The 24,593-nt window shown below is 68.6% G+C and carries 22 protein-coding genes; 16 read left to right on the top strand and 6 right to left on the bottom strand.

The genetic code is table 11. From position 1 onward, the window contains the following. The first annotated feature begins 25 nt into the window (after window positions 1-25). The gene (locus AC07PA_RS02285; RefSeq protein WP_494603494.1) at window positions 26-244 is read left to right on the top strand and encodes a heavy-metal-associated domain-containing protein; all 219 of its coding nucleotides are present in this window, start codon (window positions 26-28) and stop codon (window positions 242-244) included. Then, window positions 241-669 (top strand): Cu(I)-responsive transcriptional regulator, encoded by a 429-nt coding sequence (gene cueR / locus AC07PA_RS02280; protein ID WP_494603495.1) that lies wholly within the window; start codon window positions 241-243, stop codon window positions 667-669. The genes AC07PA_RS02285 and cueR overlap by 4 nt, the downstream gene beginning before the upstream one ends. On the opposite strand, the gene AC07PA_RS02275 is transcribed toward cueR, so the two are convergent. Then, window positions 666-1,400 (bottom strand): TetR/AcrR family transcriptional regulator, encoded by a 735-nt coding sequence (locus AC07PA_RS02275; protein WP_007861535.1) that lies wholly within the window; start codon window positions 1,398-1,400, stop codon window positions 666-668. The two genes, cueR and AC07PA_RS02275, sit on opposite strands and share 4 nt — an antisense overlap. A 150-nt stretch (window positions 1,401-1,550) precedes the next feature. Between AC07PA_RS02275 and AC07PA_RS02270 the strand changes: the two genes are divergently transcribed. The 9 genes from AC07PA_RS02270 to AC07PA_RS02230 all read left to right on the top strand — a co-directional run bounded on the left by AC07PA_RS02270 (window position 1,551) and on the right by AC07PA_RS02230 (window position 11,453). Beyond that, on the top strand, window positions 1,551-2,420 hold the full coding sequence (locus tag AC07PA_RS02270; protein WP_494603496.1) for an ABC transporter ATP-binding protein: 870 nt from the start codon (window positions 1,551-1,553) through the stop codon (window positions 2,418-2,420). Then, window positions 2,417-3,298, top strand: coding sequence for a branched-chain amino acid ABC transporter permease (locus AC07PA_RS02265; RefSeq protein WP_494603497.1), 882 nt, complete (start codon window positions 2,417-2,419; stop codon window positions 3,296-3,298). Before AC07PA_RS02270 ends, AC07PA_RS02265 begins: the two co-directional genes overlap by 4 nt. Then, window positions 3,298-4,335 carry a branched-chain amino acid ABC transporter permease gene (locus tag AC07PA_RS02260; RefSeq protein WP_494603498.1) on the top strand — a complete coding sequence of 346 codons (1,038 nt, stop codon included), beginning with the start codon at window positions 3,298-3,300 and terminating at the stop codon, window positions 4,333-4,335. Before AC07PA_RS02265 ends, AC07PA_RS02260 begins: the two co-directional genes overlap by 1 nt. 43 nt (window positions 4,336-4,378) lie before the next feature. Further along, on the top strand, window positions 4,379-5,569 hold the full coding sequence (locus AC07PA_RS02255) for an ABC transporter substrate-binding protein (protein WP_494603499.1): 1,191 nt from the start codon (window positions 4,379-4,381) through the stop codon (window positions 5,567-5,569). 166 nt (window positions 5,570-5,735) lie between these two features. Then, on the top strand, window positions 5,736-6,551 hold the full coding sequence (locus tag AC07PA_RS02250) for an ABC transporter ATP-binding protein (protein WP_494603500.1): 816 nt from the start codon (window positions 5,736-5,738) through the stop codon (window positions 6,549-6,551). Continuing rightward, window positions 6,548-8,347 carry an AMP-dependent synthetase/ligase gene (locus AC07PA_RS02245; RefSeq protein WP_494603501.1) on the top strand — a complete coding sequence of 600 codons (1,800 nt, stop codon included), beginning with the start codon at window positions 6,548-6,550 and terminating at the stop codon, window positions 8,345-8,347. Before AC07PA_RS02250 ends, AC07PA_RS02245 begins: the two co-directional genes overlap by 4 nt. A gap of 12 nt (window positions 8,348-8,359) precedes the next feature. Beyond that, window positions 8,360-9,157, top strand: coding sequence for an enoyl-CoA hydratase/isomerase family protein (locus AC07PA_RS02240; RefSeq protein ID WP_494603503.1), 798 nt, complete (start codon window positions 8,360-8,362; stop codon window positions 9,155-9,157). A 30-nt stretch (window positions 9,158-9,187) separates the two neighbouring features. Next, the gene (locus tag AC07PA_RS02235; RefSeq protein ID WP_494603505.1) at window positions 9,188-10,375 is read left to right on the top strand and encodes an acetyl-CoA C-acyltransferase family protein; all 1,188 of its coding nucleotides are present in this window, start codon (window positions 9,188-9,190) and stop codon (window positions 10,373-10,375) included. A gap of 178 nt (window positions 10,376-10,553) precedes the next feature. Further along, window positions 10,554-11,453: an EamA family transporter gene (locus AC07PA_RS02230; protein WP_494603507.1), complete on the top strand. Its 900-nt coding sequence runs from the start codon at window positions 10,554-10,556 to the stop codon at window positions 11,451-11,453. Here the strand turns inward: AC07PA_RS02230 and AC07PA_RS02225 are convergent. Together AC07PA_RS02225 and AC07PA_RS02220 are read right to left on the bottom strand one after the other, a co-directional pair. Then, entirely contained in the window at window positions 11,437-12,336 is a 900-nt protein-coding gene (locus tag AC07PA_RS02225; protein WP_494603509.1) for a LysR substrate-binding domain-containing protein, read from the bottom strand. The two genes, AC07PA_RS02230 and AC07PA_RS02225, sit on opposite strands and share 17 nt — an antisense overlap. A gap of 46 nt (window positions 12,337-12,382) precedes the next feature. Then, complete coding sequence (locus AC07PA_RS02220) at window positions 12,383-13,441, bottom strand: recombination-associated protein RdgC (RefSeq protein ID WP_494603511.1); 1,059 nt, start codon at window positions 13,439-13,441, stop codon at window positions 12,383-12,385. Window positions 13,442-13,752: 311 nt separating this feature from the next. Here AC07PA_RS02220 and AC07PA_RS02215 point away from each other — a divergent pair, with 311 nt between their 5' ends. Both AC07PA_RS02215 and AC07PA_RS02210 read left to right on the top strand, forming a co-directional pair. Continuing rightward, window positions 13,753-14,307 (top strand): Spy/CpxP family protein refolding chaperone, encoded by a 555-nt coding sequence (locus AC07PA_RS02215; RefSeq protein ID WP_007861547.1) that lies wholly within the window; start codon window positions 13,753-13,755, stop codon window positions 14,305-14,307. Between the two features lie 154 nt (window positions 14,308-14,461). Then, complete coding sequence (locus tag AC07PA_RS02210; RefSeq protein WP_007861548.1) at window positions 14,462-15,037, top strand: acyloxyacyl hydrolase; 576 nt, start codon at window positions 14,462-14,464, stop codon at window positions 15,035-15,037. 1,060 nt (window positions 15,038-16,097) lie between these two features. Here AC07PA_RS02210 and AC07PA_RS02205 read toward each other — a convergent pair. Then, a complete protein-coding gene (locus AC07PA_RS02205) occupies window positions 16,098-20,972 on the bottom strand; it encodes an EAL domain-containing protein (protein WP_494604124.1) in 4,875 nt (1,624 codons plus the stop codon). Window positions 20,973-21,309: 337 nt separating this feature from the next. On the opposite strand from AC07PA_RS02205, the gene AC07PA_RS02200 reads away from it, so the two are divergent. Together AC07PA_RS02200 and AC07PA_RS02195 are read left to right on the top strand one after the other, a co-directional pair. Next, window positions 21,310-21,765, top strand: a complete 456-nt coding sequence (locus AC07PA_RS02200; protein ID WP_494603514.1) for a MerR family DNA-binding transcriptional regulator — start codon at window positions 21,310-21,312, stop codon at window positions 21,763-21,765. After that, complete coding sequence (locus AC07PA_RS02195) at window positions 21,762-22,217, top strand: PaaI family thioesterase (RefSeq protein WP_494603516.1); 456 nt, start codon at window positions 21,762-21,764, stop codon at window positions 22,215-22,217. Before AC07PA_RS02200 ends, AC07PA_RS02195 begins: the two co-directional genes overlap by 4 nt. A gap of 1 nt (window position 22,218) precedes the next feature. Here AC07PA_RS02195 and AC07PA_RS02190 read toward each other — a convergent pair whose 3' ends face one another. Further along, window positions 22,219-23,340, bottom strand: coding sequence for a 3-deoxy-7-phosphoheptulonate synthase (locus tag AC07PA_RS02190; RefSeq protein ID WP_007861552.1), 1,122 nt, complete (start codon window positions 23,338-23,340; stop codon window positions 22,219-22,221). A gap of 376 nt (window positions 23,341-23,716) precedes the next feature. Between AC07PA_RS02190 and AC07PA_RS02185 the strand changes: the two genes are divergently transcribed. Continuing rightward, window positions 23,717-24,076: a VOC family protein gene (locus AC07PA_RS02185; protein ID WP_494603518.1), complete on the top strand. Its 360-nt coding sequence runs from the start codon at window positions 23,717-23,719 to the stop codon at window positions 24,074-24,076. Here the strand turns inward: AC07PA_RS02185 and AC07PA_RS02180 are convergent, their stop codons facing one another. Then, window positions 24,077-24,583: a C40 family peptidase gene (locus tag AC07PA_RS02180; RefSeq protein ID WP_007862273.1), complete on the bottom strand. Its 507-nt coding sequence runs from the start codon at window positions 24,581-24,583 to the stop codon at window positions 24,077-24,079. Window positions 24,584-24,593: the final 10 nt, after the last annotated feature.

Below are 24,593 nucleotides of genomic sequence, written 5' to 3'. Positions count from 1 at the left end.
ATCGATTTTCAGCAAGGAGCCTTCCATGACAGCACCCAGCACCACCTCCCACGACTTCCAGGTCCAGGGCATGACCTGCGGCCACTGCGAGCGCGCCGTGACCCAGGCCGTGCAGGGCGTGGACCCCGATGCCACCGTGCGCATCGACCGTGCCAGCGGCAGCGTGCACGTGGCGCACAGCAGCGCCGCACGCCAGGCCCTGGCCGCGGCGATCGCCGAAGAAGGCTACACCGTCGCGACATGAGCACCACCGCCTGGCCCGTGCCCATCGGCGAGGCCGCGCGCCGCGCCGGTGTCTCGGCGCGCATGGTGCGCCACTACGAATCCCTGGGCCTGGTGGCCGGCGTGGCGCGCACCGACAGCGGCTACCGCCAGTACACCGAGTCCGACGTGCACGGCCTGCGCTTCATCCGCCGCGCGCGCGACCTGGGCTTTTCGATGGACGAGATCGCCGGCCTGCTCGCCCTGTGGCAGGACCGCAGCCGCGCCAGCAGCCAGGTCAAGCGCATCGCCCAGGAGCACATCGCCGACCTGGGCGAGCGCATCGCCGCCATGCAGGCCATGCAGCGCAGCCTGCAGACGCTGGTCTCGTGCTGCCATGGGGACGACCGGCCGGACTGCCCCATCCTCGATGACCTGGCGGGGGAGCCTGCGCCCCCCAGGCACTAGGCGCGCTTGCGCGCAGCGGGTGCGGCAGCCGCCTTGCGCACCCGCTTGGCAGGCGCCTTGGCCACCACGGCCCCATCGGTGCGCCGCAGCACCCCCTGGCACAGGGTCTCGATGCACTGTTCGGCCACCTGCTCGGCCGTGTACTCGCCGCCAGGCTGGTACCAGCGGCCGATCCAGCTGAGCGCCCCGGCGATCACGAAGGCCGTCATCTTCGGGTCGCAGGGCTGCAGCGAGCCCTCCGCCACGCCCTCGGCCACCAGGCGGCGGAACTCCCGGTCGATGGCGGACTTGTGGCGGCGCAGCTCGGCACGGCTCTCGGGCGGCAACTGCTCGTCACCCACGCGGATCAGGCACTTGCCGAAATCCATGGTGACGATGCGCGCATACACCTGCATGCAGGTCATGAGCTGGTCGATGGCCTTGCCGCCGGCCGCGCGCGAGGCGGCGATGCCCTCGAGCATCATTTCCAGGCCCTTGGTCACGCACTGCAGCAGGATCTCGTCCTTGTTCTTCACATAGTAGTACAGCGTGGGCTTGGTCACGTTCAGCCGCGCGGCGATGTCGTCGAGCGAGGTGGCGTGAAAGCCGCGTTCATTGAACAGCTGCGCGGCGGCCTGCAGCACGGCATTGCGCTTGGCCTCGCGCTGCTGTTCGCGGTGGGACGCGGGCGCCCAGGGCGACGCAGGCGGGCGCTCGGCACTGCGGGGGGGCGACACGGTGGGGCTGGGCATGGCAGGCGGTTTCCTCGGGAAAGTACGGATGCTGGTTTGGCGCGGGGCCTTCCAGAATCTACTCGTGAGTAAACAGTTTACGCACAAGTAGGAAATTTCTGCAGGTCCGCAGGCATTTTCTGGTCAGCACAAACCCGCATTAGAAAGCCAATGGAGACACACCCACCCGGCATTCCCCCCGCCAGCGCACCGCTCCTGCTGCAGGTCGATGGCGTCACGCTGGCCTTCGGCGGGGTCAAGGCACTCACCGGCGTGGGATTCGGCGTGCAGGCCGGCTCCATCACTGCCGTGATCGGGCCCAACGGGGCGGGCAAGACCTCGCTGTTCAACACCATCTCGGGCTTCTACCGCCCGGGCAGCGGCGCCATCCGCTTCCGTGGCCAGGACATCACGCGCGTGCCGGCACCGCAGCGCGCCCGGCTGGGGCTGGGGCGCAGCTTCCAGAACATCGCACTGTTCCGCGGCATGACGGTGCTCGACAACATCAAGCTCGGCCGCCACGCGCACCTGAAAACCAACGTGCTCGATGCGCTGTTCTACGTGGGCCGCGCGCGCCGCGAAGAGGCCGCCCTGCGTGCCGACATCGAGGAGCGCATCATCGACTTCCTGGAGATCGACCACATCCGCCACGCCCCCGTCTCGGCCCTGCCCTACGGCCTGCAAAAGCGCGTGGAGATGGCCCGCGCCCTGGCCATGCAGCCCGAGGTGCTGATGCTCGACGAGCCCGTGGCCGGCATGAACCGCGAGGAGACCGAGGACATGGCGCGCTTCATCCTCGACGTGCGCGCCGAATGGGGCGTGACGGTGCTCATGGTCGAGCACGACATGGGCATGGTGATGGACCTGTCGGACCACGTGGTGGTGCTCAACTTCGGCCAGGTCATCGCCCAGGGCACGCCGGGGGAGGTGCAGGCCAACCCCGAGGTGGTCCGCGCCTACCTGGGCGCGGGCAACGTGGGCGACCTGCGCGCCCGGTTCCAGGCAGCAGCCGCCACACCGCGGCAGGGGGCCAGCGCATGATGGACTGGGCCTACCTGTTCGAGATCAGCCTCACCGGCATCGCTGGCGGCGGCCTGTACGCGCTGGCGGCGCTGGCCTTCGTGATGGTCTACAAGGCCACGCGCGTGGTGAACATCGCCATCGGCGAGCTGCTCATGGTCGGCGCCTACCTGTTCTTCACCTTTGCCGCCACCTTCGCGCTGCCGCTGTGGCTGGCCATCCCCGCGGCGGTGCTCGGCTCGGGCCTCCTGGGCGCGGTGATCGAGCGCACCATGATCCGCCCGCTGCTGGGCGAGCCGCCGATCTCCGTCTTCATGGTCACCGTGGGCCTGGCCTCGGTGCTGGTGGGCCTGGTGGAGATGATCTGGACCGCCGACCAGCGCCGCCTGCCCGAGTTCATGCCGACCAAGCCCATCATGATCGGCGAAGCCTTCCTTGCGCCCAAGGTGTTCTGGGGCGCGGTGATCGCCGTGGCCTTCATCGCCGCCGTGCTGCTGGTGTTCCGCTTCTGGCGCGGCGGCGTGGCCCTGCGCGCCACCGCCAGCGACCAGGCCGCCGCCTACTCGGTGGGCATCAACGTGCCGCGCGTGTTCTCGCTGGCCTGGGTGGCCTCGGCCATGATCGCCGCGGTCTCCGGGATCATCGTCGGCTCCATCGGCGGCATCTCGTCGAGCATGGGCGTGTTCGGACTCTCGGTGCTGGTGGTGGTCATCGTGGGCGGGCTCGACAGCGTGCTCGGCGCGCTCCTGGGCGGCCTGCTCATCGGCCTGGTCGAGGCGCTTGCGGGTGCCTACCTGGGTGGTGAGTACAAGCTCTTGGCCACATTCATCGTGCTCGTGGCCGTGCTGCTGGTGCGGCCGTACGGCCTGTTCGGCACGCACGAAATCGAAAGACTCTGATGCGCATCGGAACCCTCAAGGAAAGCTACATCGCCGACGCGGCGCTGTTCGACTCGCGCACGCAGAAGGTCTGGCTCGCCGTGGCCGCGGCGTTGCTGCTGCTGTTCCCCTTCATGGCCAGCGACTACTGGCTCTACCTGGCCTGCCTGGTCAGCATCAACGTCGCCAGTGCCACGGGGCTCAACATCCTCACCGGCTACACCGGCCTCGTGAGCCTGGGGCAGGCCGCCTTCATGGGCCTGGGGGCCTACACCGTGGCCGTGCTGGAAACGCGCGTGGGCACGCCCTTCGTGCTCAACCTGCTGGCCGGCGGCTTCGTGGCCATGCTGGGCGGCATCGTCGTGGGCATCCCCTCGCTGCGCGTCAAGGGCCTGTACCTGGCCATCGCCACCATCGCCGCATCGTTCATCGCGCACTTCATCTTCGCCAACTGGAAGTTCACGGGCGGCACCGGCGGCCTGAGCGTGCCGCCGGCCAAACTCTTCGGCCTGCCGCTCGACACCTCGTTCCGCCTGTACTGGGTGATCGTGCCAGTCACCGTGCTCATGCTGCTGGGCGCGGCCAACCTGTTTCGCACGCGCGTGGGCCGCGCCTTCATCGCCATCCGCGACCGCGACATCTCGGCCGAGGTGCTGGGCATCCCCCTGCTGCGCTACAAGCTGCTGTCGTTCGGCCTGTCCTCGTTCTACGCGGGCGTGGCCGGCGGCCTGTGGGCGTACTTCTTTCGCGTGGTCACGCCCGAGAGCTTTCCGCTGCTCATGTCCATCTTCTTCCTGGCGGCCATCATCGTCGGCGGCATGGGCTCCATCCTGGGCGGCATCCTGGGCGCGGTGTTCATGACCATGGTGCCCGAGCTGCTCAAGCTGGTGGTCGCCCTGCTGCCCGGCGGCAACGAGCTCACGGTGTTTCTTTCGCCCGTGCGCACCGTCATTTTCGGCGTGCTGATCATCGGATTTCTGGTGTTCGAGCCACAGGGGCTCGCAGAAGTGTGGCGGCGCATTCGCCGCTTTTTCCATCTGTGGCCGTTCCGCAATTGAGAGAGCCGCCACAGCCCATAAAACCATGAAGGAGACAAGCACCATGCCCACCACCACCAACGCATCCCCCACGTCACAGCGCCGCCGCTCCCTGCTGCTCGCCGCGGGCGCCACGCTCGCCGCGCCGCTCACCGCCACCGCGCAGGCCAGCGGCGAAGACATCGTGATCGGCGGCTCCATCCCGCTCACCGGCGTGTTCGCGTTCGCGGGCGTGGGCATCAACGCCGGCATCGGCGACTACGTGAAGATGGTCAACGATGCGGGCGGCATCAAGGGCCGCAAGCTCAAGTACGTGCCCGAGGACACGGGCTACAAGGTCGACGTTTCGGTCGCCGCGTACAAGAAGATCACCAGCCAGAACAAGGTGAACCTCTACTACGGCGACTCCACGGGCTTTTCCAAGACCATCAACCCCGAGCTCGACCGTGCCGGCACCACCCTGATGGCCGGCGCCTCCTTCGCGTCCGAACTCAACGACCCCGCCAAGTACCCGAACCAGTTCCTCGTGGGACCCGACTACACCGAGATGTTCGGCATCCTGCTCAAGCACATCGCCAAGGAGAAGCCCGGCGCCAAGGTGGCCTTCGTGTACTCGGACTCCGAGTTCGGCCGCGACCCCATCGACAAGAGCGAGGCCGCGGCCAAAGCGCTCGGCCTGTCGGTGCCCGTCAAGATCATGACGCCTGCGGGCAGCGTGGACGTCTCGGGCGAGGTCATCAAGCTGCGCCGTGCCGCGCCCGACTACACCATCTTCCACGGCTACATCCTGGCGCCCATCCCCGAGTTCATCACCCAGGGCAAACAGCAGGGCATGACCAGCAAGTGGATGGGCACCTTCTGGACCATGGACAGTTCCACCGTGATGAAGATGGGCGAGGCCGCCGACGGCTTCATGGGTGTGATGCCCTACCGCTACTACTACGACACCGAGAAGGCGCCCATGCTGGAGAAGATCCGCGCGCTGCGCCCCGAGTACCAGAGCACGGCCTACATCCAGGGCTTTCTCGCCGCCATGCTGTTCACCGAATCGGCCAAGCGCTGCCTGGATGCGGGCAAGCCGCTCGACGGCAAGAACCTCAAGGCCGCGCTCAACAGCATCAAGGACTTCGACACCGGTGGCCTGATCGGCGTGCCGATCACCATCAGCGGCAACTCCATCCCCGTGGGGCGCGTGTACCGCGCGGACATGAAGGCGCAGAAGATGGTCGCGGCTTCCGACTGGATCAAGCTCTGATGTTCCTGACACCCCCCCTGAGTCGCTTCGCGCCTTCCCCCTTCAGGGGGACGCACCCCGAGGCCCGGCAAAGCCGGTTCCACGGGTGCGCTGGCAGAGCAGCGCCCACGGCATGCGCCGGGTGCGGCGCGGTTCGCAGTGCTCCTTCCCAGCCGCCGAGACCGTGATGCCGCACGCTCCTGAGTTCGTCCTCGAAGTCAACAACATCGAGGTCATCTACAACAAGGTCGTGCAGGCCCTGCGCGGCCTGTCGCTGGCCGTGCCGCGCGGCCAGATCGTGGCATTGCTGGGCAGCAACGGCGCGGGCAAGTCCACCACGCTCAAGGCCATCTCGGGCCTGCTGGCGCTCGAAGACGGCACGGTCGAATCGGGCAGCATCCGCTTCAACGGCCAGCCCACCGCGGGCCTGGCACCGCAGCAGCTGGTGCGCAGCGGCCTCTCGCACGTGATGGAGGGCCGCCGCGTGTTCGAGGACCTCACGGTCGAAGAGAACCTGGTGGCCGCGACCTATGCGCTCACGGGCCGCGCCGATGCGAAGCCCGACTTCGACAGCGTCTACAGCTACTTTCCGCGCCTGCACGAGCGCCGCAGGGGTCTGGCCGGGTACCTCTCGGGTGGCGAGCAGCAGATGCTGGCCATCGGCCGCGCGCTCATCGCCCAGCCCCAGCTGATCCTGCTCGACGAGCCTTCGCTGGGCCTGTCGCCCAAGCTGGTGGAAGACATCTTCACCATCATCGCGCGCATCAACGCCGAGCGCGGCACCTCCATGCTGCTGGTGGAGCAGAACGCCACCGTGGCCCTGGCCGTGGCCCACCAGGGCTACATCATGGAGAACGGCAAGATCGTGATCGACGGCTCGGCCGAGCGCCTGGCCAACGACCCCGACGTGCGCGAGTTCTACCTGGGCATGGGGGGTGGTGGCGAAGCCAAGAGCTTCAAGGACATCAAGCACTACAAGCGCCGCAAGAGATGGCTGTCATGAACCTCCCCGAACTCACCCTGCCCCAGATGCTGCGCGAGCGCGCGCGAGCCGAACCGGGCCGCGTGGCCATCCGGCAAAAGGACTTCGGCATCTGGAAGCCCTTCACCTGGGCCCGCTACCACGAGCGCGCCTGCCACTTTGGCCTGGGCCTGCGCGCGCTCGGCCTGCCGGCCGGCGGCCATGTGGGCGTGATCTCGGAGAACCGCACGGAATGGGTGCTCGCCCAGATGGGCGCGGGCCTGGTCGGCGCAGTCACCGTGGGCGTCTACCCCACCAGCCCCAGCAACGAGGTGGCCTACGTGGTCGGCCATGCCGACATCGAGGTCATGGTCTGCGAAGACCAGGAGCAGACCGACAAGCTGCTCGCCGCCCTGCCCGAGCTGCCGCGCCTGAAAAAGATCATCGTCATCGAGACCAAGGGCCTGCGCAGTTTCGCGCCCGAGGTGCGCGCGCTGATCGCCACCTTCGCCGAGGTCGAGGCGCTGGGCGCCGCCGCGGGGTCGCAGGCGCTGGTGGACGAGGCGCTGGCGCGCCAGACGCTCGACGACGTGGGCCTGATGATCTACACCTCGGGCTCCACCGGCAAGCCCAAGGGCGCGATGATCAGCTACCGCAACATCCGCGGCGTGGTGCCCGGCATCGTCGATCGGCTGCAGCTCGACGCGGCCACCACGCACCTGTCCTACCTGCCGCTGTGCCACGTGGCCGAGCAGATGCTCACCAGCTTCGTGCCGGTGTACATCGGTTCACAGGTGAACTTCGGCGAGTCGATCCGCACCGTGCAGGAAGACCTGCGCGAGGTGGCACCCACCATGTTCCTCGGCGTGCCACGCATCTGGGAGAAGATGCACGCCGCCATCCACATCAAGCTGCAGGAGACCGGGGGCCTGCGCCGCCGGCTGTTCCACCGCGCCATGGCCGCCTGCCAGCCCCTGGCCGAGAAGCCGCGCAGCGCCTGGAGCCTGGGCGAGCGCATGGCCTTCGCCGCCAGCTACTGGCTGGTGTTCCGCGCGCTGCAGAACTTCATCGGCCTGCGCGAGGCGCGCGTGGCCCTCACCGGGGCCGCCCCCATTCCGCCCGACGTGGTGCGCTTCTTTCGCGTGCTCGGCCTGCCGCTGGTGGAAGTCTACGGCCTGACCGAATCCACCGGCATGGTCACGGGCCACCGGCTGGACCAGGTGGTGGTCGGAACCGTGGGTGTTCCCATCCTGGGCGTGGAGCACCGCATTGCCGACAACGGCGAGCTGCAGCTGCGCGGCGACATGGTGTTCGCGGGCTATTACAAGAACCCCGAGGCCACCGCCACCAGCATCGTCGACGGCTGGCTGCACACCGGCGACGTGGTGCGCGAGGAGCAGGGCCAGATCAAGATCGTGGACCGGCTCAAGGACATCATGATCACCGCCGGCGGCAAGAACCTCACGCCCTCGGAGATCGAGAACACCATGAAGGGCAGCCCCTTCATCAAGGAATGCATCATCGTCGCCGAGGGCCGCAAGTTCGTCGGTGCGCTGGTGATGATCGACTACGAGACCGTGGGCAAGTGGGCCGAGGCCCGGCGCCTGGCGTTCACGCATTTCCGTTCGCTGGTGGAGGCACCCGAGGTGCGCGAGCTCATCGACACCGAGATCCGCCGCGGCAACGAGCGCCTGGCCCAGGTCTCGCAGATCCGCCAGTTCCACCTGCTCACCAAGGAGCTGGACCACGACGACGGCGAAGTCACCGCCACCATGAAGGTGCGCCGCTCCAGCATCTACAAGACCTACGCCGCCGAGATCGAAGCGCTCTACCGCTGAGGAACCCCTGCCATGACCGACGCCACCGAGGCCGCGCCTCCTGCCCTGCTGCACGAGCGCCAGGGCGCCATTGCCACGCTGTGCTTCAACCGGCCTGCGGCGCTCAATGCCGTCGACGTGCCCATGGCACAGGCCTTCCTCGCGGCCGTGCAGGCCATCGCGCAGGACCCCGGCGTGCGCGTGGTGGTGCTGCGCGGCGCCGGCAAGGGCTTCATGGCCGGTGGCGACCTGGCCACCCTGCGTGCCAACCCCGTACAGGGCGCGATCGACCTGCTCGAACCGCTGCACGCCGGCCTGGCCCTGCTGGCGCAGATCGATGCGCCCGTGATCGCCCAGGTGCATGGCGCGGCCGCGGGTGCCGGCCTGTCCATGCTGCTGCAGGCCGACTATGTGCTCATGGCCGAGGGTACGCGCCTGAACCTGGCCTACATCAACCTGGGCACCAGTTGCGACGTGGGTGCCTCCTGGGCGCTGCCGCGCATGGTGGGCCTGCGCAACGCGCTGGAGATCGCGCTGCTCGGCGAGGCCTTCACGGCCGAGGATGCACTGCGCCTGGGCCTCGTGAACCGCGTGGTCCCCGCAGCCGAACTCGATGCCGCCACCGCGGCCCTGGCCCAGCGCCTGGCCGCCGGCCCCACCGTGGCCTACGGCGCGATGAAGCGGCTCATGCGCCAATCGCTCACGCGCAGCCTGCCCGAACAGCTGGCTGCCGAGCAGCAGGCCTTCGCCCACTGCGCCGCCACCGAAGACTTCCGCGAGGGCATAGCCGCCTTCTACGCACGCCGACCCGCTCAGTTCAGCGGGCGCTGATTCCTCCCTTCCTTCTCCAGAAAATTCCCCATGAGCAGCCTGCAAGACGTCTATGTGATCTCCACCGCGCGCACCGCCATCGGCACCTTCGGCGGCAGCCTCAAGGACGTGCCCAACACCGAGCTGGCCACCACCGCCGTGAAGGCCGCCATCGCGCGCAGCGGCCTGCCGGCCGATGCCATCGGCCATGTGGTGATGGGCAACGTGATTCCCACCGACACCAAGGACGCCTACCTCGCGCGCGTGGCCGCCATCGACGCCGGCTGCCCCATCGAGACGCCGGCCTTCAACGTCAACCGCCTGTGCGGCTCGGGGCTGCAGGCCATCATCTCGGCGGCCCAGGCCATCGGTTATGGGGATTGCGACATCGCCATCGGCGGCGGCAGCGAATCCATGAGCCGCGGCCCGTACTTCGACACCGCCGCGCGCTACGGTGCGCGCATGGGCGACGCGAAAAGCATTGATTACATGCTCGGCATCCTGCACGACCCGTGGCAGAAGATGCACATGGGCATCACCGCCGAGAACGTGGCCGAGCGCTACCGCATCGGCCGCGAAGCGCAGGACCAGCTCGCCGTGCAGAGCCAGCAGCGCGCGGCCCACGCCATCGCGGCGGGCTACTTCCGCGAGCAGATCGTGCCGGTGGAGATCACCACGCGCAAGGGCACGGTGGTCTTCGACACCGACGAGCATGTGCGCGGCAGCACCACGCTCGCGGTGCTGGCCGGCATGAAGCCCGCGTTCAAGAAGGACGGCCTGGTCACCGCCGGCAATGCCTCGGGCATCAACGACGGCGCCGCCGCCGTGGTGCTGGCCTCGGGTGCACGCGCCTCGGCCCTGGGCCTCACACCCCTGGCCCGCCTGGTCGGCTACGCCCATGCAGGCGTGGAGCCGGCCTACATGGGCATCGGCCCGGTACCGGCGACGCAGAAGGTCATGCAGCGCACCGGCCTCAGCGTGCAGGACATGGACGTGATCGAGGCCAACGAGGCCTTCGCCGCCCAGGCCTGCGCGGTGATCCAGGAGCTGGGCCTGGACCCCGCCCGGGTCAACCCCAACGGCTCGGGCATCTCGCTTGGCCACCCCGTGGGTGCCACCGGCGCCATCATCACCACCAAGGCCATCGCCGAGCTGCACCGTACGGGCGGGCGCTATGCGCTGGTGACCATGTGCATCGGCGGCGGCCAGGGGATTGCGGCGATCTTCGAACGGGTGTGATCCGCGCAGGCGCCTGCTGCCGGGCGCATTGCTGAACACGGCGCAGCAATGCATGGCCATTGGCCATCAATCGGCGCCGCCATGTTTCTACGCTGGGGGACTTCTTCCTCCTCCTTGCTGGACAACATTCCGTGCTGCGTTTCTCCGCCGTGTCTTCTCCCGCCCCGTGGGGTGCTCCATGACCTGGGTCGCCCTGGGTCTCTTCGCCGGCCTGGTACTGGGCAGCTACGACTTTCTCACCAAGCTCGCGCTGCGCGACAGGGGTGTGCTCGAGGTGGTGCTGCTGACCTCGGTGCTGGGTGCGCTGCTGTGGCTGCCATTGCTGCTGGTGCCGCCTGCGGCGTCGCCCGCGCTGCAGCCCTGGGGCCTGTACCCCGCTCCCCTGGGCTGGCGCGAACAGGCGCTGGTGCTGCCCAAGTCGCTGATGATGGTCGTCACCTGGGTGCTGTCGTACTACGCGGTCAAGGCGCTGCCGCTGTCGATCTCGGCCGGCGTGCGCGCGTCGGGCCCGCTGTGGACGGCGGCCGGTGCCATCGTGCTGCTGGGCGAGCAACTCACCTGGTGGCAGTGGCTGGGCCTGGCGGTGTCCATGCTGTCCTACGCCCTGTTCTCGCGCATCGGCGGCAAGGAAGGGATCCGCTTCCACCGCGACGGCTGGGTGCTGTGCATGCTGGCCGCCACGCTGCTGTCCTCGGCCAACGCGCTGTACGACAAGCACATCCTCGCCGGGCTGCGGCTGGACCTGGCGGCCGTCCAGGCCTGGTCGGCGCTGCAGCGCAGCCTGATCGCGCTGGCCCTGCTGCCCTGGGTGTGGCCGCGCCTCTCGCTGCGCGGCCTGTTCACACGGCATTGGGCCGTGCCTGCGATCGCACTGGCCTATGTGGCGGCAGAGTACCTCTACCTCGCAGCCGTGCAGACCGAGGGGGCGATGATTTCGGTGATCTCCGTGCTGCGCCGCACCAACCTGGTCATGGTCTTCGGGCTCGGGGCCCTGTTCCTGCGCGAGCGCTTCATCGCCCAGAAGTCGCTGGCCATCGCCGGCGTGCTGGCCGGCATCGTGCTCACGCTCTGGAACTGATGCGCTGCGGGGGCGCCAGGCTTCGGATCCACGCCATCACCTGCTGCCCCTGCGGCGTGATGGCCATGCGCTCCGACGCCAGCAGGTAGTACGACTGCTCCGCGGGCAGGGCCACATCGCCCAGGCGCACCAGCGCGCCGCTGGCCAGCAGATCCAGCACCAGCGAGCGCCGGCCCAGCGCAATGCCCTGCAGGCCCAGCGCCGCATCGAGCACGAAGCCCGTGTCCGTGAACGCCATGCCCTGCTGGCGCGCTGCGGCCACCCGGATGCCGGCCTTGTCCAGCCAGGGCTGCCAGGGTTGGCGCGTGTGCGAGAGCAGCACCGCCTTGCGGAACGCGGCCGTGCCCGCCGGCACGCCCAGGCGCTCCAGGTAGGCCGGCGCCGCCACCGGGAACCACTCGTCGTCCATGAGCTTTTCGCAGTGGTGCGCCACCGGGCGGGTGCGCGCAAAGCGCACGGCAATGTCGGCATCGCCCCGCTCCAGGTCCACCGTGTCGATGGAGGGGTGGATCTCCACGCCCCACGCCGGCGGCTGCGCGCCCAGGCGTGACAGGGCCGGCACCAGGCGCCAGCGGGCGAACGAGGGCAAGGCGCTGATGCGCACCACGGGCAACTGGCCCGCATCGCCCGCGCCGAAGATCTGCTGCAAGCGCAGCAGCGGCTCCTTGAGTTGCTGGTGCAGGTGCGCGCCTTCGGCCGTGAGCGCCACGGCGCGCGTGCTGCGCACGAACAGCGGCCGCGAGAGCAGCCACTCGAGCTCGCGGATGCGGTGGCTCACCGTGCTGTGCGACAGGTGCAGCTCCTCGGCCGCCTTGCTGAAGCTGCACAGCCGCGCCACCGCATCGAAGGCCAGCACCAGGTGGATGGGCGGAATGGCTTTCATCGACCGCAGGGAATGTCCATGCCCGTCAGCGCCGCGCCCGTCCCGCTCAGAACGGCGCCGAATCCGGGTCGGTGTCCACCGGTGCCGTCGCCGGCCCGGTGATGGCCCGCCCGGCCACGTCCTTGCCGCGCGGCGCCACGGGCGCAGCGGCGGCCAGGCCCGGGCCCGAGGGGCCGCTGCTGGCAGGAATGGCCTGCGCAACAGCGCTGGCCCCGATGCCGTCGGACTCGCCGCCCAGCGCCTCGATGAGGTCGGGGATCAGCTTGGACAGCTCGCCCGTGGCGATCGCCACGTCGGTGTCGAAGCCGCCGTCATCGGCCTTGGTGCCTTCGAACACGGTGTCCAGGAAGGACACCTTCTTGATCTGCAGGCCCTCGGTCAGCATCAGCGAGACGCGGTCGTCCCAGGTCAGCGCCAGCTTGGTCGGCAGCTTGCCGGCGGCGATGTGGGCCTGCACCTCCTCGATGTCCAGGGGGTGGCGCGAATAGCGCACCACGGCCTTGGCCTCGTCGGCGCTCTTGAGCTCGCATTCGCGGTCCACGGTAAAGCCCACGGGCGGCTCCTGCGTGCTCAGCCAGTGCGACATGGCCGCCTGCGGGCTGGTCTCGGTGTACAGCAGCGAGACCGACAGGCCCGGCAGGTATTCGACCAGCAGCGACACCACTTCGTCGGCCCGGCCCTGGCTGGAGGTGTCGAACACGATGGTGCGCGCCTCCCTGTCGATCCACACCCACATCGAGCCCTGCTTGGTGAAGGCCATGGGCAGCAGGTCGAGCTTGGCCTCTTCCTTGAGCTCCTTGCTTTCCTTCTTGCCCGGCTTGCGCCCGGTTTCCTTCTCGATGCGCTCGGCCTTCTCCTTCACGCGGCGGTTGAGCACCGAGCCGGGCAGCACCTTGGACTCGACCATGAAGCGCAGGATCCACTGCCCCCCCACCGATTCGACCATGGCGCCATGCTCGTCACCGCGCGGTGGCACCCAGCCCAGCGACTTTTCCTGCGTCGCGCCGCACTCCATGAAGGGGGCCTTGGCCAGCGCCTCTTCCACCTGCGTCAATTCCACCTGCCATTGCGGAGCAATGCGGTACACGATCATGTTCTTGAACACGAAAAACCCTCTGGTTACCGGACGAAGCTGTCCACCGGTGCCATGCACGCCTGCGGCGCTGGCACGGAACCCTCCATTGTCGGTGGTCGGCGCCCCTTGCGTACCGGGCTGGGGTGCAAGACAGGGAAAATCCCGGCCTCTGCTCTGCTTTTGATAGCTGCAGCGCCCCGCAGGCAAAGACGATCTTCTTGTCACAACTTTACACTGGGACAAACAACATGCATGCGGGCGATACATGGCGGGCAGACACTGCAGTCAACCGCTGGAACCACCGTTCCGGGGCCCTTCCTCCCTCTGAAAGGATTCTCGCCATGGCCTTCCTGTCCCGCCACACCCTCGCCGCCGCCGTCCTCGCCGCCCTGGCCCTGCCGGTGCTGGCCCAGCCCACCCCCACCAACCCACCCGCCGTGGGTGCGGCTGCCGCCCCCGATGCCCGCAAGGGCCCGGGCGAACACCGCGAGCGCCACCAGGCCCACAAGGCCCAGCGCGCCGCCGCGCTCAAGGAGCAGCTCAAGCTGACCCCCAACCAGGAGCCGGCCTGGAACAGCTTCACCGCCTCCCTGCAACAGGGCGAAGGCCATGCCCGCCTGGACCGCAAGGAGCTGGACAAGCTCACCACCCCCGAACGCATCGACCGCATGCGGGCCCTGCGCGCCCAGCACGCCGCCGAGGCCGACCGCCGCGGCGAAGCCACCAAGGCCTTCTATGCCGTGCTGACGCCCGAGCAGCAAAAGACCTTCGATGCCCGCGCCCACCGCATGGGCCCGCACGGCGGCCCTGGCCATGGCAAGCATGGCCCCCATGGCCACCGCGGTCACGGCGACAAGCCCGCTGGTGCCACAGCAGCGCCAGCACCGCAGAAGTAAGCAGGCGCCAGGCGCACACCTAAAGGGGCCCGAACGGGCCCCTTTCTTTTTTTCTGCCAACAAGGCGGGATGGCGGCCTACAAAGGTGCGACAGGAGGCATTTCTACACTCACTTACATACCGATGTGGGGTTCATTCCCACGGAACAAAAACCATGAACAACAAACTCTTCCACGCGGCTTCACTCTCTGTGCTCCTGGCCCTGGGCACCCTGGCGGCCCTGCCCCGGGCAGCCCTGGCACAGGGCGCGCAGGCCTCCCCTTCCATTTACCTGCAGGGCTCCGAGGCCCGGCGCGGCACGGACGCCATCACCCTCGGCGGCACCCTGCCCTGGAAGGACTGGCAACGCCCGCTGTGGGGCGGTCAGCTCACGGGCTACTGGGATGTCTATGCCAGCCGCTGGACCTTCGATGGTGTGGCGGGCGGGCGCGCGCACACCACGCTGATCGGCGTCACCCCCACCCTGCGCCTGCGCATGGACGAGGGCCGCTCGGCCTGGTTCTGGGAAGGCGGCATCGGCCTCACGGTGGCCGACAAGCGCTATGTCACGCCCGAACGCACCTTCAGCACCCGTGCCAACTTCGCCTCGCACCTGGGCCTGGGCGTGAGCCTGGGCGAGCAGCGCCAGCACGACATCGTGCTGCGCGTGCAGCATGTCTCCAACGCCGGCCTGAAGAAACCCAATCCGGGCGAGAACTTCGCACAGCTGCGCTACGGCTACCACTTCTGAGCCGGCCCGGCGCTGCGCCCAACGCACCCGCCACCTCGGCGGGTTTTTTGTGGCCGGGTTCCTGGTCCCGTCTGTGGATAACCATGGGTACTATTCCCGAACAACCCATTGGTTATCCACAGAACCTTGCCGTGGCCGAAAGTTGTTGTCATCCACGCGCAAAGTTCACCCCCTTCGCGCCACAGGGTTTGAAGCCACGCAAGTGCGCGCCAGCATTGGGAAAAACGGTCTTGTCCACACAACAGCCCATGCTCTACTACTACTGCTATTGATTTATAGAGCTATCAAAGAATAACAAGCAAAACCCAAGGCAGGGCCGTTCGACCGTCCTGGCACCTCTCGCAGGCGGCTGATGCCAGGGCAGCTGCGGCCGCCTGGTGCCTGCCTGCAGGCAGGGAGCGGCAGCCGTGTCCTTTGCAGCCCGCTGAGGAGCCTTGCTTGCACCTGGCAAGCCCGTGTGGCAGGTCGGGGGCACCGCAGGGGCCTGGAGGGCTTCCAGGGGCCTTGCCGGTGGATCCGGTGGCCCGGCAGCCACGTCCAGGTCCGCAGATGGCCGAAAAGGGAGGGGATGGACTGCACAAGGCCGAACCCTGGGGGGAAAAGTCCCTCGGTGCGGCAACTTCTCCCGGCCCGGGCAGGTCCTTGTGCATAACTTTGGGGGAATTGCTGGCACAACCACCCGGTTGTCCACAGCAAAGTGCCGTTTCCGAGGGTTGTCCCCGTTGGCGCTACAGCGGGAACCGCGTGCTGCGCACAGGGTTTGGCGCGACGCAAGTGCTTGCCAGGACTGGGAAATTGGCACTTGTCCACACAAGTACCCCGGCTCTACTACTACGACTATGTATTTATAAAGACTTTAAGAAGAAGACAGAGAACAACATCCGGTCGTCCCTCCACGGTCCTTTGTCGTGAGCCAAACGGGGTTCAGAAGCAAAAGCGGCAGCACTCTCTGCACTCCACTCGGGACATGCCCTTAAAAACCGGCGCTACCGAAGCCGGTGCCCCCGCGCTGGGGGCGTCCCCCTCCGGGGGAAGGCGCGAAGCGACTCAGGGGGGCTTCCTACCCAGGACTGCGCAGGAAGGCCTCCAGGACGTCCACGGAGAGGGGTCGGCTGAAAAGGTAGCCCTGGTAGAGCTGGCAGCCTGCGCGGGCCAGCAGCTCGCGCTGCTCGGCGGTTTCCACGCCCTCGGCGATGACTTCCAGGCCCAGGCTGCGCGACAGCCCGATGATGGTGTCCACGATGGCGGCATCGTTGGGGTCGGTCAGCAGGTCGCGCACGAAACTCTGGTCGATCTTGAGCTGGTCCAGCGGCATGCGCTTCAGGTAGCTCAGGCTCGAGTAGCCGGTGCCGAAGTCGTCCAGCGAAAAGCCCACCCCGTAGGAGCGCAGGGCGGTCATGGTGGCGATGGTGGTTTCCATGTCTTCGACCAGCAGGCTTTCGGTCAGTTCCAGCTTGAGCAGGCCCGAGGGCGCTCCGGTGATGGCCAGCACCCGGGCCACGTCGTCGACGAAGCTCGCATGGCGGAACTGGCGCGAGCTCACGTTGACGGCCACGGTCAGGTGGCTCAGGGCCGGGTCGTCCTGCCAGCTGGCCAGGAGCTTGCAGGCGGTGTGCAGCACCCAGCGGCCCAGCGGCAGGATCAGGCCGGTTTCCTCGGCCAGCGGGATGAACTGCGCCGGCGAGACCATGCCGCGCTGCGGGTGGGCCCAGCGCAGCAGCGCCTCGACCCCCACCACCAGGCCCGACTGGCGCACCTGGGGCTGGAAGTGCAGCAGGAACTCTTCCTGCGCCAGGGCCGAGCGCAGGTCGGTCTCCAGCGAGGCGCGTTCGGTCACCACCGCCTGCATCTGCGGGTTGAAGAAGCGCAGGGTGTTGCGGCCCGCCGTCTTGGCCTGGTACATGGCCAGATCGGCCTGCTTGAGCAGCTCGCCCACGCTGGCCTGCCCACCCGTGAAGGGGGCCACGCCGATGCTCGGCGTGCTGCGGTACTGGTAGCCCGCCAGCGCATAGGGCAGCGCCAGCGTGGCCAGGATCTTCTCGCCCACCGAACGCGCATGCAGCACCAGTTCATCGGGCAGGGAGCTCAGCTCCTCGAGCATCACCACGAACTCGTCGCCGCCCAGGCGCGCCACCGTGTCCACGGCGCGCACGCAGGTGTTCAGGCGCTGGGCTACCTGCTGCAGCAGCATGTCGCCCTGGTCATGGCCCAGGGTGTCGTTCAGGGTCTTGAAGTTGTCCAGGTCGATGAACAGCAGTGCCCCGCCGCGCTGGTGGCGCCGGGCGCTGGCCAGCGCCTGGTGCATGCGGTCCATCAGCAGCATGCGGTTGGGCAGCCCGGTCAGCGGATCGTAGAACGCCAGGCGCTGGATCTCGCGCTCGGTGGCCTTGCGCTGGCGGATGTCGGTGTTGATGGCCAGGATGGAATGGGGTTGGCCGTTGTCGCCCCGCACCAGGGTCCAGCGGCCTTCCACGTCGATGGCACTGCCATCGCGGTGCTGCTGCACGATCTCGCCGGTCCACTCCCCATGCTCCAGCGTGGCCTCGGTGGCGCGGCGGAACTGTGTGGGGTCCTCGTAGAGCAGGGTCTCGATCGACTGGCCCAGCACCTGCAGCTTCGACCAGCCGTACAGGCGCTCGGCGCTCTGGTTCCAGAAGATGATGCGGTGCTCCAGGTCGCGCACGATGATCGCGTCCTGCGCCTTGTCCAGCAGCGAGGCCTGGTGGCGTATGCGCGCATCGGCCACCTGGCGCTCGATCTCGGCCGAGGCGCGGGCCGCGAAGATCTGCAGGGTGGAGATGATGAAGTTCGGGTCGGCGATGGCCTGGCGGAACAGCACGAACACCAGGCCCACCACCTCGCCATCGGCATTGCACAGCTGCTGACCGGCGTAGCCGCGCGCCTGCACCATGCGCAGCACGGGCGCCTCGGGGTAGAGCTGCTGCACCCCGTCGGTCACCACGAACTGGCGCTGGTTCAGCAGCTGCAGGCTGGGCGTGCCTTCCAGGGTGTAGTCGGTGGGGGCCAGCAGCTGGCCATCGAGCACGGCCGCCAGCGTGCTCACCCGCGGTGGCTGGTCATGGTAGTGCGGCAGCAGGCGCACCACGCAGCCGCCCTGGGCGTCGAGGGCATCGGCCATGTTGCGCACCAGCTGCTCGAAGAACTCCGTGCCGGTGCTGGCCGACACGGCCGCCGCCACCTTGAGCACCGAGGCCTGCAGCCGCTGCTGCGCCTTCTGGGTGCGCAGGCTGGTGATGCCGAAGGCCAGGTCGTTGGCCAGCTCCTGCAGCAGCGCGGTTTCCTCGGCGCTGATCTGCAGCACCTCTGGCGCATACAGGTAGAGCAGGCCGAAGGTGCTGTCGCGGTCGCGCAGCGGCAGGCAGACCACGGCATGGAAGCCGTGCTCCAGCATGCGCGCGGTCCAGTCCATGAAGTAGCGCTCCGTGCGGATGTCGCGCACGATCTCGGCCCGGCCCGAGCGCACGGCGCGGCCGGCGGGCCCGCGCCCAAAGGGCTCGTCCTCCGACCAGCTCAGCTTCAGGGTCTCGAGGTAGTTGTCGTTGTGGCCCGCATGGGCCACCGGTTCGATGGACTTGCGCTCGTCGTCGCGCGCAAAGCCCACCCAGCCCATGCGGTAGCCGCCGATGTCCACCGCGATCTTGCAGATGGCCTGCAGCAGCGTGGCCTCGGAGGTGGCGCGCACCAGGGTTTCGTTGCAGGCGCTCAGCAGGCGCTGGGCGCGGCCCATGCGCGCCAGTTCGGCCTCGTTGCGCACGCGCTCGGTCACATCGGAGGCCAGCACCTGGCGCGCCGCCACGCCGTTGAAATCGATGTTGCCCGCCGTGAGTTCCATGTCGATCAGGCTGCCGTCCTTGCGCACGTGCCGGCGCACCTTGGGGAGGCTGCGCTGCTGCGGGTCGATGGCGCGCAGCTTGCGTTCGGCGACCTCGCGGAACTGCGCCGGCCACAGGTCCTGCATGCGCATGCGCAGCAGCTCCTTTTCGCTGTAGCCGTAGTGGTGCACCATGGCATGGTTCACGGCCAGCATGCGCAGGCTTGCGCGGTCGTACACCCACATGGGCTGCGGATGCTCGTCGAACAGCATGCGGTACTGCAGCTCCGAGGCATGCAGCTGCCCGGCCACGTGGCGCAGCTGCACCATGGCCCCGAGCGATTCGGCCAGGATCTCCAGGTGCGCCACGTCGCGCCGCGAAAAGGCATTGGCCTGGTCCGAGGTGACCGTGAGCGAGCCCACCACCGCGTCCCCTGCGCGCAGCGGCGCGGCCATCACCGAGCGCACGCCACGGCGGTGGAGCATGGACTGCATGTCCCAGCCTTCGCCCTCGGTGTCGTTGCAAAGCACCGTGCGGCCCTGCTGGAGCGAGGGCCAGAGAACGCTTTCATCCACCGCCAGCAGGTCGCCCTCGGGCCGCACCATGTCGCCGGCCGAGGCCTTGGCCGCCAGGTGCCGGCCCTCGAGCAATTCGACCATGGCGCCGCGCGCGCCGGTCTGGCGCTGCACCGCCTCGGCCACCATGTGCAGCACGTCGGCCAGCGGCATGTCCAGCGAGGAGATGCGCTGCTGCAGGTGCAGCAGCTCGGCATGGTTGCGCGTGTCGCGCTGGGCTTCCAGTTCGACGGCCTTCTGCGCACTGTGGTCGGCCATGCCGCCGACCATGCGCACCGCGCGCCCGCTGCCGTCGCGGATCAGGAAGCCACGGTCCAGCACCCAGGCATAGCTGCCGTCCTGGCGGCGAAAGCGGTACTCGGCCGACCAGTGGCTGTCGGTCCCGTCGATGGCCGCGTGGATGCCGCGCAGCACGGCTTCGCTGTCCTCGGGGTGCAGGCGCAGCGTCCAGGAGGTGCTGTCCGGCGGCAGCTCGCCGAGCGGCACCCCGAACAGGCTTTGCATGCCCTCGTTCCACCACATGGCGTCGGTGGTCAGGTTCCAGTCCCAGATCGCATCGGCCGTGGCGCGCGAGACGAGCTGGAAGCGCTCTTCGCTGCGCTGCAGTGCCAGATCGGCCTCATGGCGTGCCGAGATGTCCTGGAAGGCCCCCTGGATGCGGACGATGCGGCCCTGCGCATCCCGCACCGCCTGGCCGGCCGTGCGCACCCAGAAATGCCGGCCACCCGGCATGACGACCTCGGCCTCCAGGTCGAAGGGGGTGCCTTGCCGCATGCAGGCCCTGAAGGCGGCGCGCAAGGCGGCGCGGTACGGTGGTGCGTACAGGCCCTGGACCTGGCCCACGGCACTCACCCGTCGGGTGAGCCCATAGGCGGCGGCAATCTCCTGCGACCAGCTCAGGCGCATGCTGGGCAGCTCCACGATCCAGCCGCCCACCTGGGCGATGCGGCCGGCCACGCGCAGCGTCTCGCCCTGCTCCACGAGCTCGTCGTGCATGCGGTCGCGCTGCTCCACCAATTGGGCCAGCAGGCGCTGCTGGCGCCGCAGCTCCAGCTGCAGCATGGCCTGCTCGGCCAGCACCGTGAGGCCTTCGAGCTGCTCGGCCTCCAGGCCGCGCACGCGGGTGTCCAGCACGGCCAGCGTGCCCAGGGCAAAGCCTTCGCCATTGACCAGCGGAACACAGGCGTAGAAGCGGATGTGCGGGCTGCCGGTCACCAGCGGGTTGTGCGCGAACACCGGGTGCGCGCTGGCATCGTCCACCACCACCGGCTCCTTGCTGCCGTGCAGTGCGTGGGAGCAGAACGCGACGGCGCGGTCGGTCTCCTGGAACGGGATGCCTACAGCCGCCTTGAACCACTGGCGCTCGCTGTCCACGAAATTGACCACCGCCATGGGTGTCTGGCAGATGCGTGCGGCCAGCACTGCCAGCTTGTCGAAAGCATCCTCGGACGGGGTGTCCAGGATGGCGTAGGACTGCAGTGCATGGAGCCGCGCAGCCTCAGCGGTGGCGTGCTCTGGGTGCTGCATCGTCATGCGCTCCGGGTGCTGCCCGGGCCGCGCGTATCCACCTGTCGAAGACAGGTTCTTGCAGGGAGCGGTGTAGCCAGCATGGAGGGAAGTACCCGGACCGGAGTCGGTGGTGGAGAGAAAAAATGGAAAGGGGACTGACTGCGGCCGGGCGCCCAAGCCTGTTGGCGCACCCAACCACCGTTTCTAGACGCAAAAAAGGTTCCCTGCAACCTTAATAGGGCCATCCTACACCGGGATGCCGGGCGCACAGGTCCCGCAAAACCCGCATGGAAGCCCTCCCGGGCAGTCGCGCAGGCAACCTTCGTGCAGCACGAGGCTTGCTAGCCTTCGTCGCATGCAGATTTCCGAACTCGCCCGCCGCACCTCGGTCTCGGTGCATGCCCTGCGGCACTACGAAAGCCAGGGGCTGCTGCAGCCCGAGCGCCGGCCCAACGGCTACCGCGACTACGCCGAAGGCTCCGAGCGTGAGGTGGTCTTCATCGCCATGTCGCGCCAGCTCGGCTTTGCGTTGCCGCGCATCGCCGAGCACCTGGCGGACTTTCGCAGCGGCCGGCTCACCATCGCCGCCATGGTGCAGGCCCTGCAGCAGCGCGCACAGGAACTGGCCGACCAGGCGGCCGTGCTGCAGGCACAGCGCCAGAAGGTGCTGGAGCACATGGCCTGGCTTCAGGCCAGGGCGCCGTCTTCCCCTTCTTCTCCGCCTTCCGCTTCCTCCCCTGCGGCGCCCTGGCCCCGCGTGCGCAGGCGTGCCGCCGGCCTCCCCTCTTCATCCCACCGGAGTTCACCATGACCCCCAGTCCCACCGCCCCCGCCGATCTGTTGCAAGCCCACGTGCTGGCCATGCCCATTGCGCAGACCCTGGGCCTGCGCTTCACCCGGGTGGCCCCCGGACGGGTGGACCTGGAGATGCCCATGCAGGAGTCCCTGTGTTTTCGCACAGGCCAGATGCAGGCCACGGCGGTCTTCGCGCTGGCCGACTTCGCGGCCGTGGCGGCGGCCGGCAGCACGTTGCCGGCCGGCTGGGTCAATTCCACCGTCGATGCCCATGTGAAACTGCTGGCCCCCGCGCGGGGCAGCTGCCTGCGCGCCCGGGGCCGCGTGGTCAATGCCGGGCGCACGCTCACGGTCTGCGCGGCGGACGTCTATGCGGTGGCGGAGTCGGGCGACGAAACCCTGTGCGCCACGCTGCTGGCCACCGCCCACAATGTGGACGGCAGCGCGGCCCGGCCGTCCCGGTCCTGAATCAGCCCTTCAACGCTCGCCGTGCGCGCACGGCGTCGGCCAGACCCTGCAGCACGGGCACCGTCTGTGCCAGGCTGATGCAGGCGTCCGTGACCGACACGCCGTGCGCCAGCGCCTGGCCGGGCACGATGTCCTGGCGGCCTTCCTGCAGGTGGCTCTCGACCATCAGGCCGGTGATGCGCGCGTCGCCCGCGGCGATCTGCCGCGCCACGTCCTCGGCCACGGTGATCTGGCGCTGGTGCTGCTTGCTGCTGTTGGCGTGCGAGACGTCGATCATCACCTGCGGGCGCAGGCCGGCCGACTGCAGCATGGCGCAGGCGGCTTCCACGTCGGCCGCGCTGTAGTTGGGCTGTTTGCCGCCGCGCAGGATCACGTGGCAGTCGTTGTTGCCGCGCGTCTCGAAGATCGCGGCCTGGCCCATCTTGGTCATGCCCATGAAGGCGTGCGCCGCTTGGGCGGCCTGGATGGCGTCGCTGGCCACCTTCACGCCGCCGTCGGTGCCGTTCTTGAAGCCCACGGGGCACGACAGGCCGCTGGCCAGCTGGCGGTGGCTCTGGCTTTCGGTCGTGCGTGCGCCGATCGCACCCCAGCTCACCAGGTCGCTGATGAACTGCGGGCTCAGGAGGTCCAGGAACTCCGTGCCCACGGGCAGGCCCAGCGCCAGCACGTCGAGCAGCAGCGCACGCGCCATCTCCAGCCCCTCGTTGATGGCGAAGCTGCCGTCGAGGTGCGGGTCGTTGATGTAGCCCTTCCAGCCCACGGTGGTGCGCGGCTTCTCGAAGTACACGCGCATCACCACCAGCAGGTCGCCCGCCAGCGCATCGGCCTGTGCCTTGAGCGCGCGTGCGTACTCCATGGCCTGGCCGTGGTCGTGGATGGAGCATGGCCCCACCACCACGATGAGGCGGTCGTCCTGCCCGTGCAGCACGCGCGAGATCGCGGCACGGCTGCTTTCCACCAGCGTCTGCGCGGCCTCGGGCGCTGGCTGCCATTCCTGCAGCAGGGCCGGGGTGATCAGCGGGCGCACGGCCTTGATGCGGGTGTCGTCGATGCGGGTCGTGTCGTGGGTGGACAGCGCGGCGGTCGTGGGGGTGGTGTGTACGTGGAGGGTCATGCCCGCCATTTTCGCCTTGGTCGCGGGAGGGCTTTGCGCTAGGGTGCTGTCCTACAGCCTTTCACCCACGCCGCAGATATACCTAGGGCCTGTTAACACTAATTTCAGGGATCGCGTTGCCCGGCCTGGGGGCTGGGTGCAAGACGCCCGCGCGCAGCAAGGTGTGCACCTTGCAAGCGCGGGCAACGCCGCAGACGGCCCCCAGGCCGGGCAACCCGAAGGGAAGGCTCTTGCCGGCGCGCCACTCGCCGTTGCGCTCCTTGCGTGTGCACATGCACACGCGGCGTCACGCGCCTAGATTGGCACGCCGGCAAGGGCCTTCGCGACCCAGAAATTAGTGTTAGCAGGCCCTAGCCAGTCCCACCGCCCGTCCCCAGGAGTTTCCATGGCCATCCAGAACGCCCTTGCCAGTGTCGCTGTCAGCAGCCTGCCCGACGCGGTGCAATGGTATGGCGCCCTGTTCGAGCGGGGCCCCGATTCGCAGCCCATGCCGGAGCTGGCGGAATGGACGCTGCCGCAGGGCGGCTGGCTGCAAGTCTATGAGCTGCCCAGGCGCGCCGGTCGGTGCTCGGTCACGCTGGCGGTGGACGACATCGACGAGCAGGGCGAGCAACTGGAACGCATGGGCGTGGACACTGCCCAGCGCTCGAACAGCAAGAAAGTGCGCGTGATCCTGGTGACGGATCCGGACGGCAACCACCTGGCCTTTGCCCAGGCCATGGCGGGCAAGCGCCTGGCGAGTTGATCAGGGCCGGCGGAAAGCGGGCTTCTGGCCGGCCCAGTGCTTGGCACTCAGGTAATCGAGGCGCACGGTGCCACCCGTCGACGGCGCATGCACGAAGCGCCCCTCCCCCACGTAGATGCCCGCATGGTTGGGCTGGCGCCCGGTGCCGAACACCACCAGGTCGCCAGCGCGCAGTTCGCCGCCTTCGAGCGGGTAGCCCCAGCTGTTGAGCGCGGCCACGGTGCGCGGCGGCGGCGTGCCGACCTGGTTGCGGTAGACATAGCCGATCAGCCCGCTGCAGTCGAAGCCCGAATCCGGCGTATTGCCGCCGTAGCGGTAGGGCGTGCCCACCAGGCCCAGCGCATGGATGGCGATGCCATGCGCCTGGTCCGGGCTCAGCGGCGGCGTGGTGCGGACCGGGGCGGACGGGAAGGAGGAGGAAGACGACGACGGGGTGGGCCGGGAGCTGCCGCAGCCTGCAATCAGCAGCGCTGCGGACACCAGGGCCAGGCAGGAAAGGACACGCATGGATCGCAAG

It is taken from the genome of Acidovorax sp. GW821-FHT09B03 (assembly GCF_059418305.1).
The sequence above is the reverse complement of the archived record's forward strand: the minus strand, read 5'-3'. Positions and strand labels throughout refer to the sequence as shown.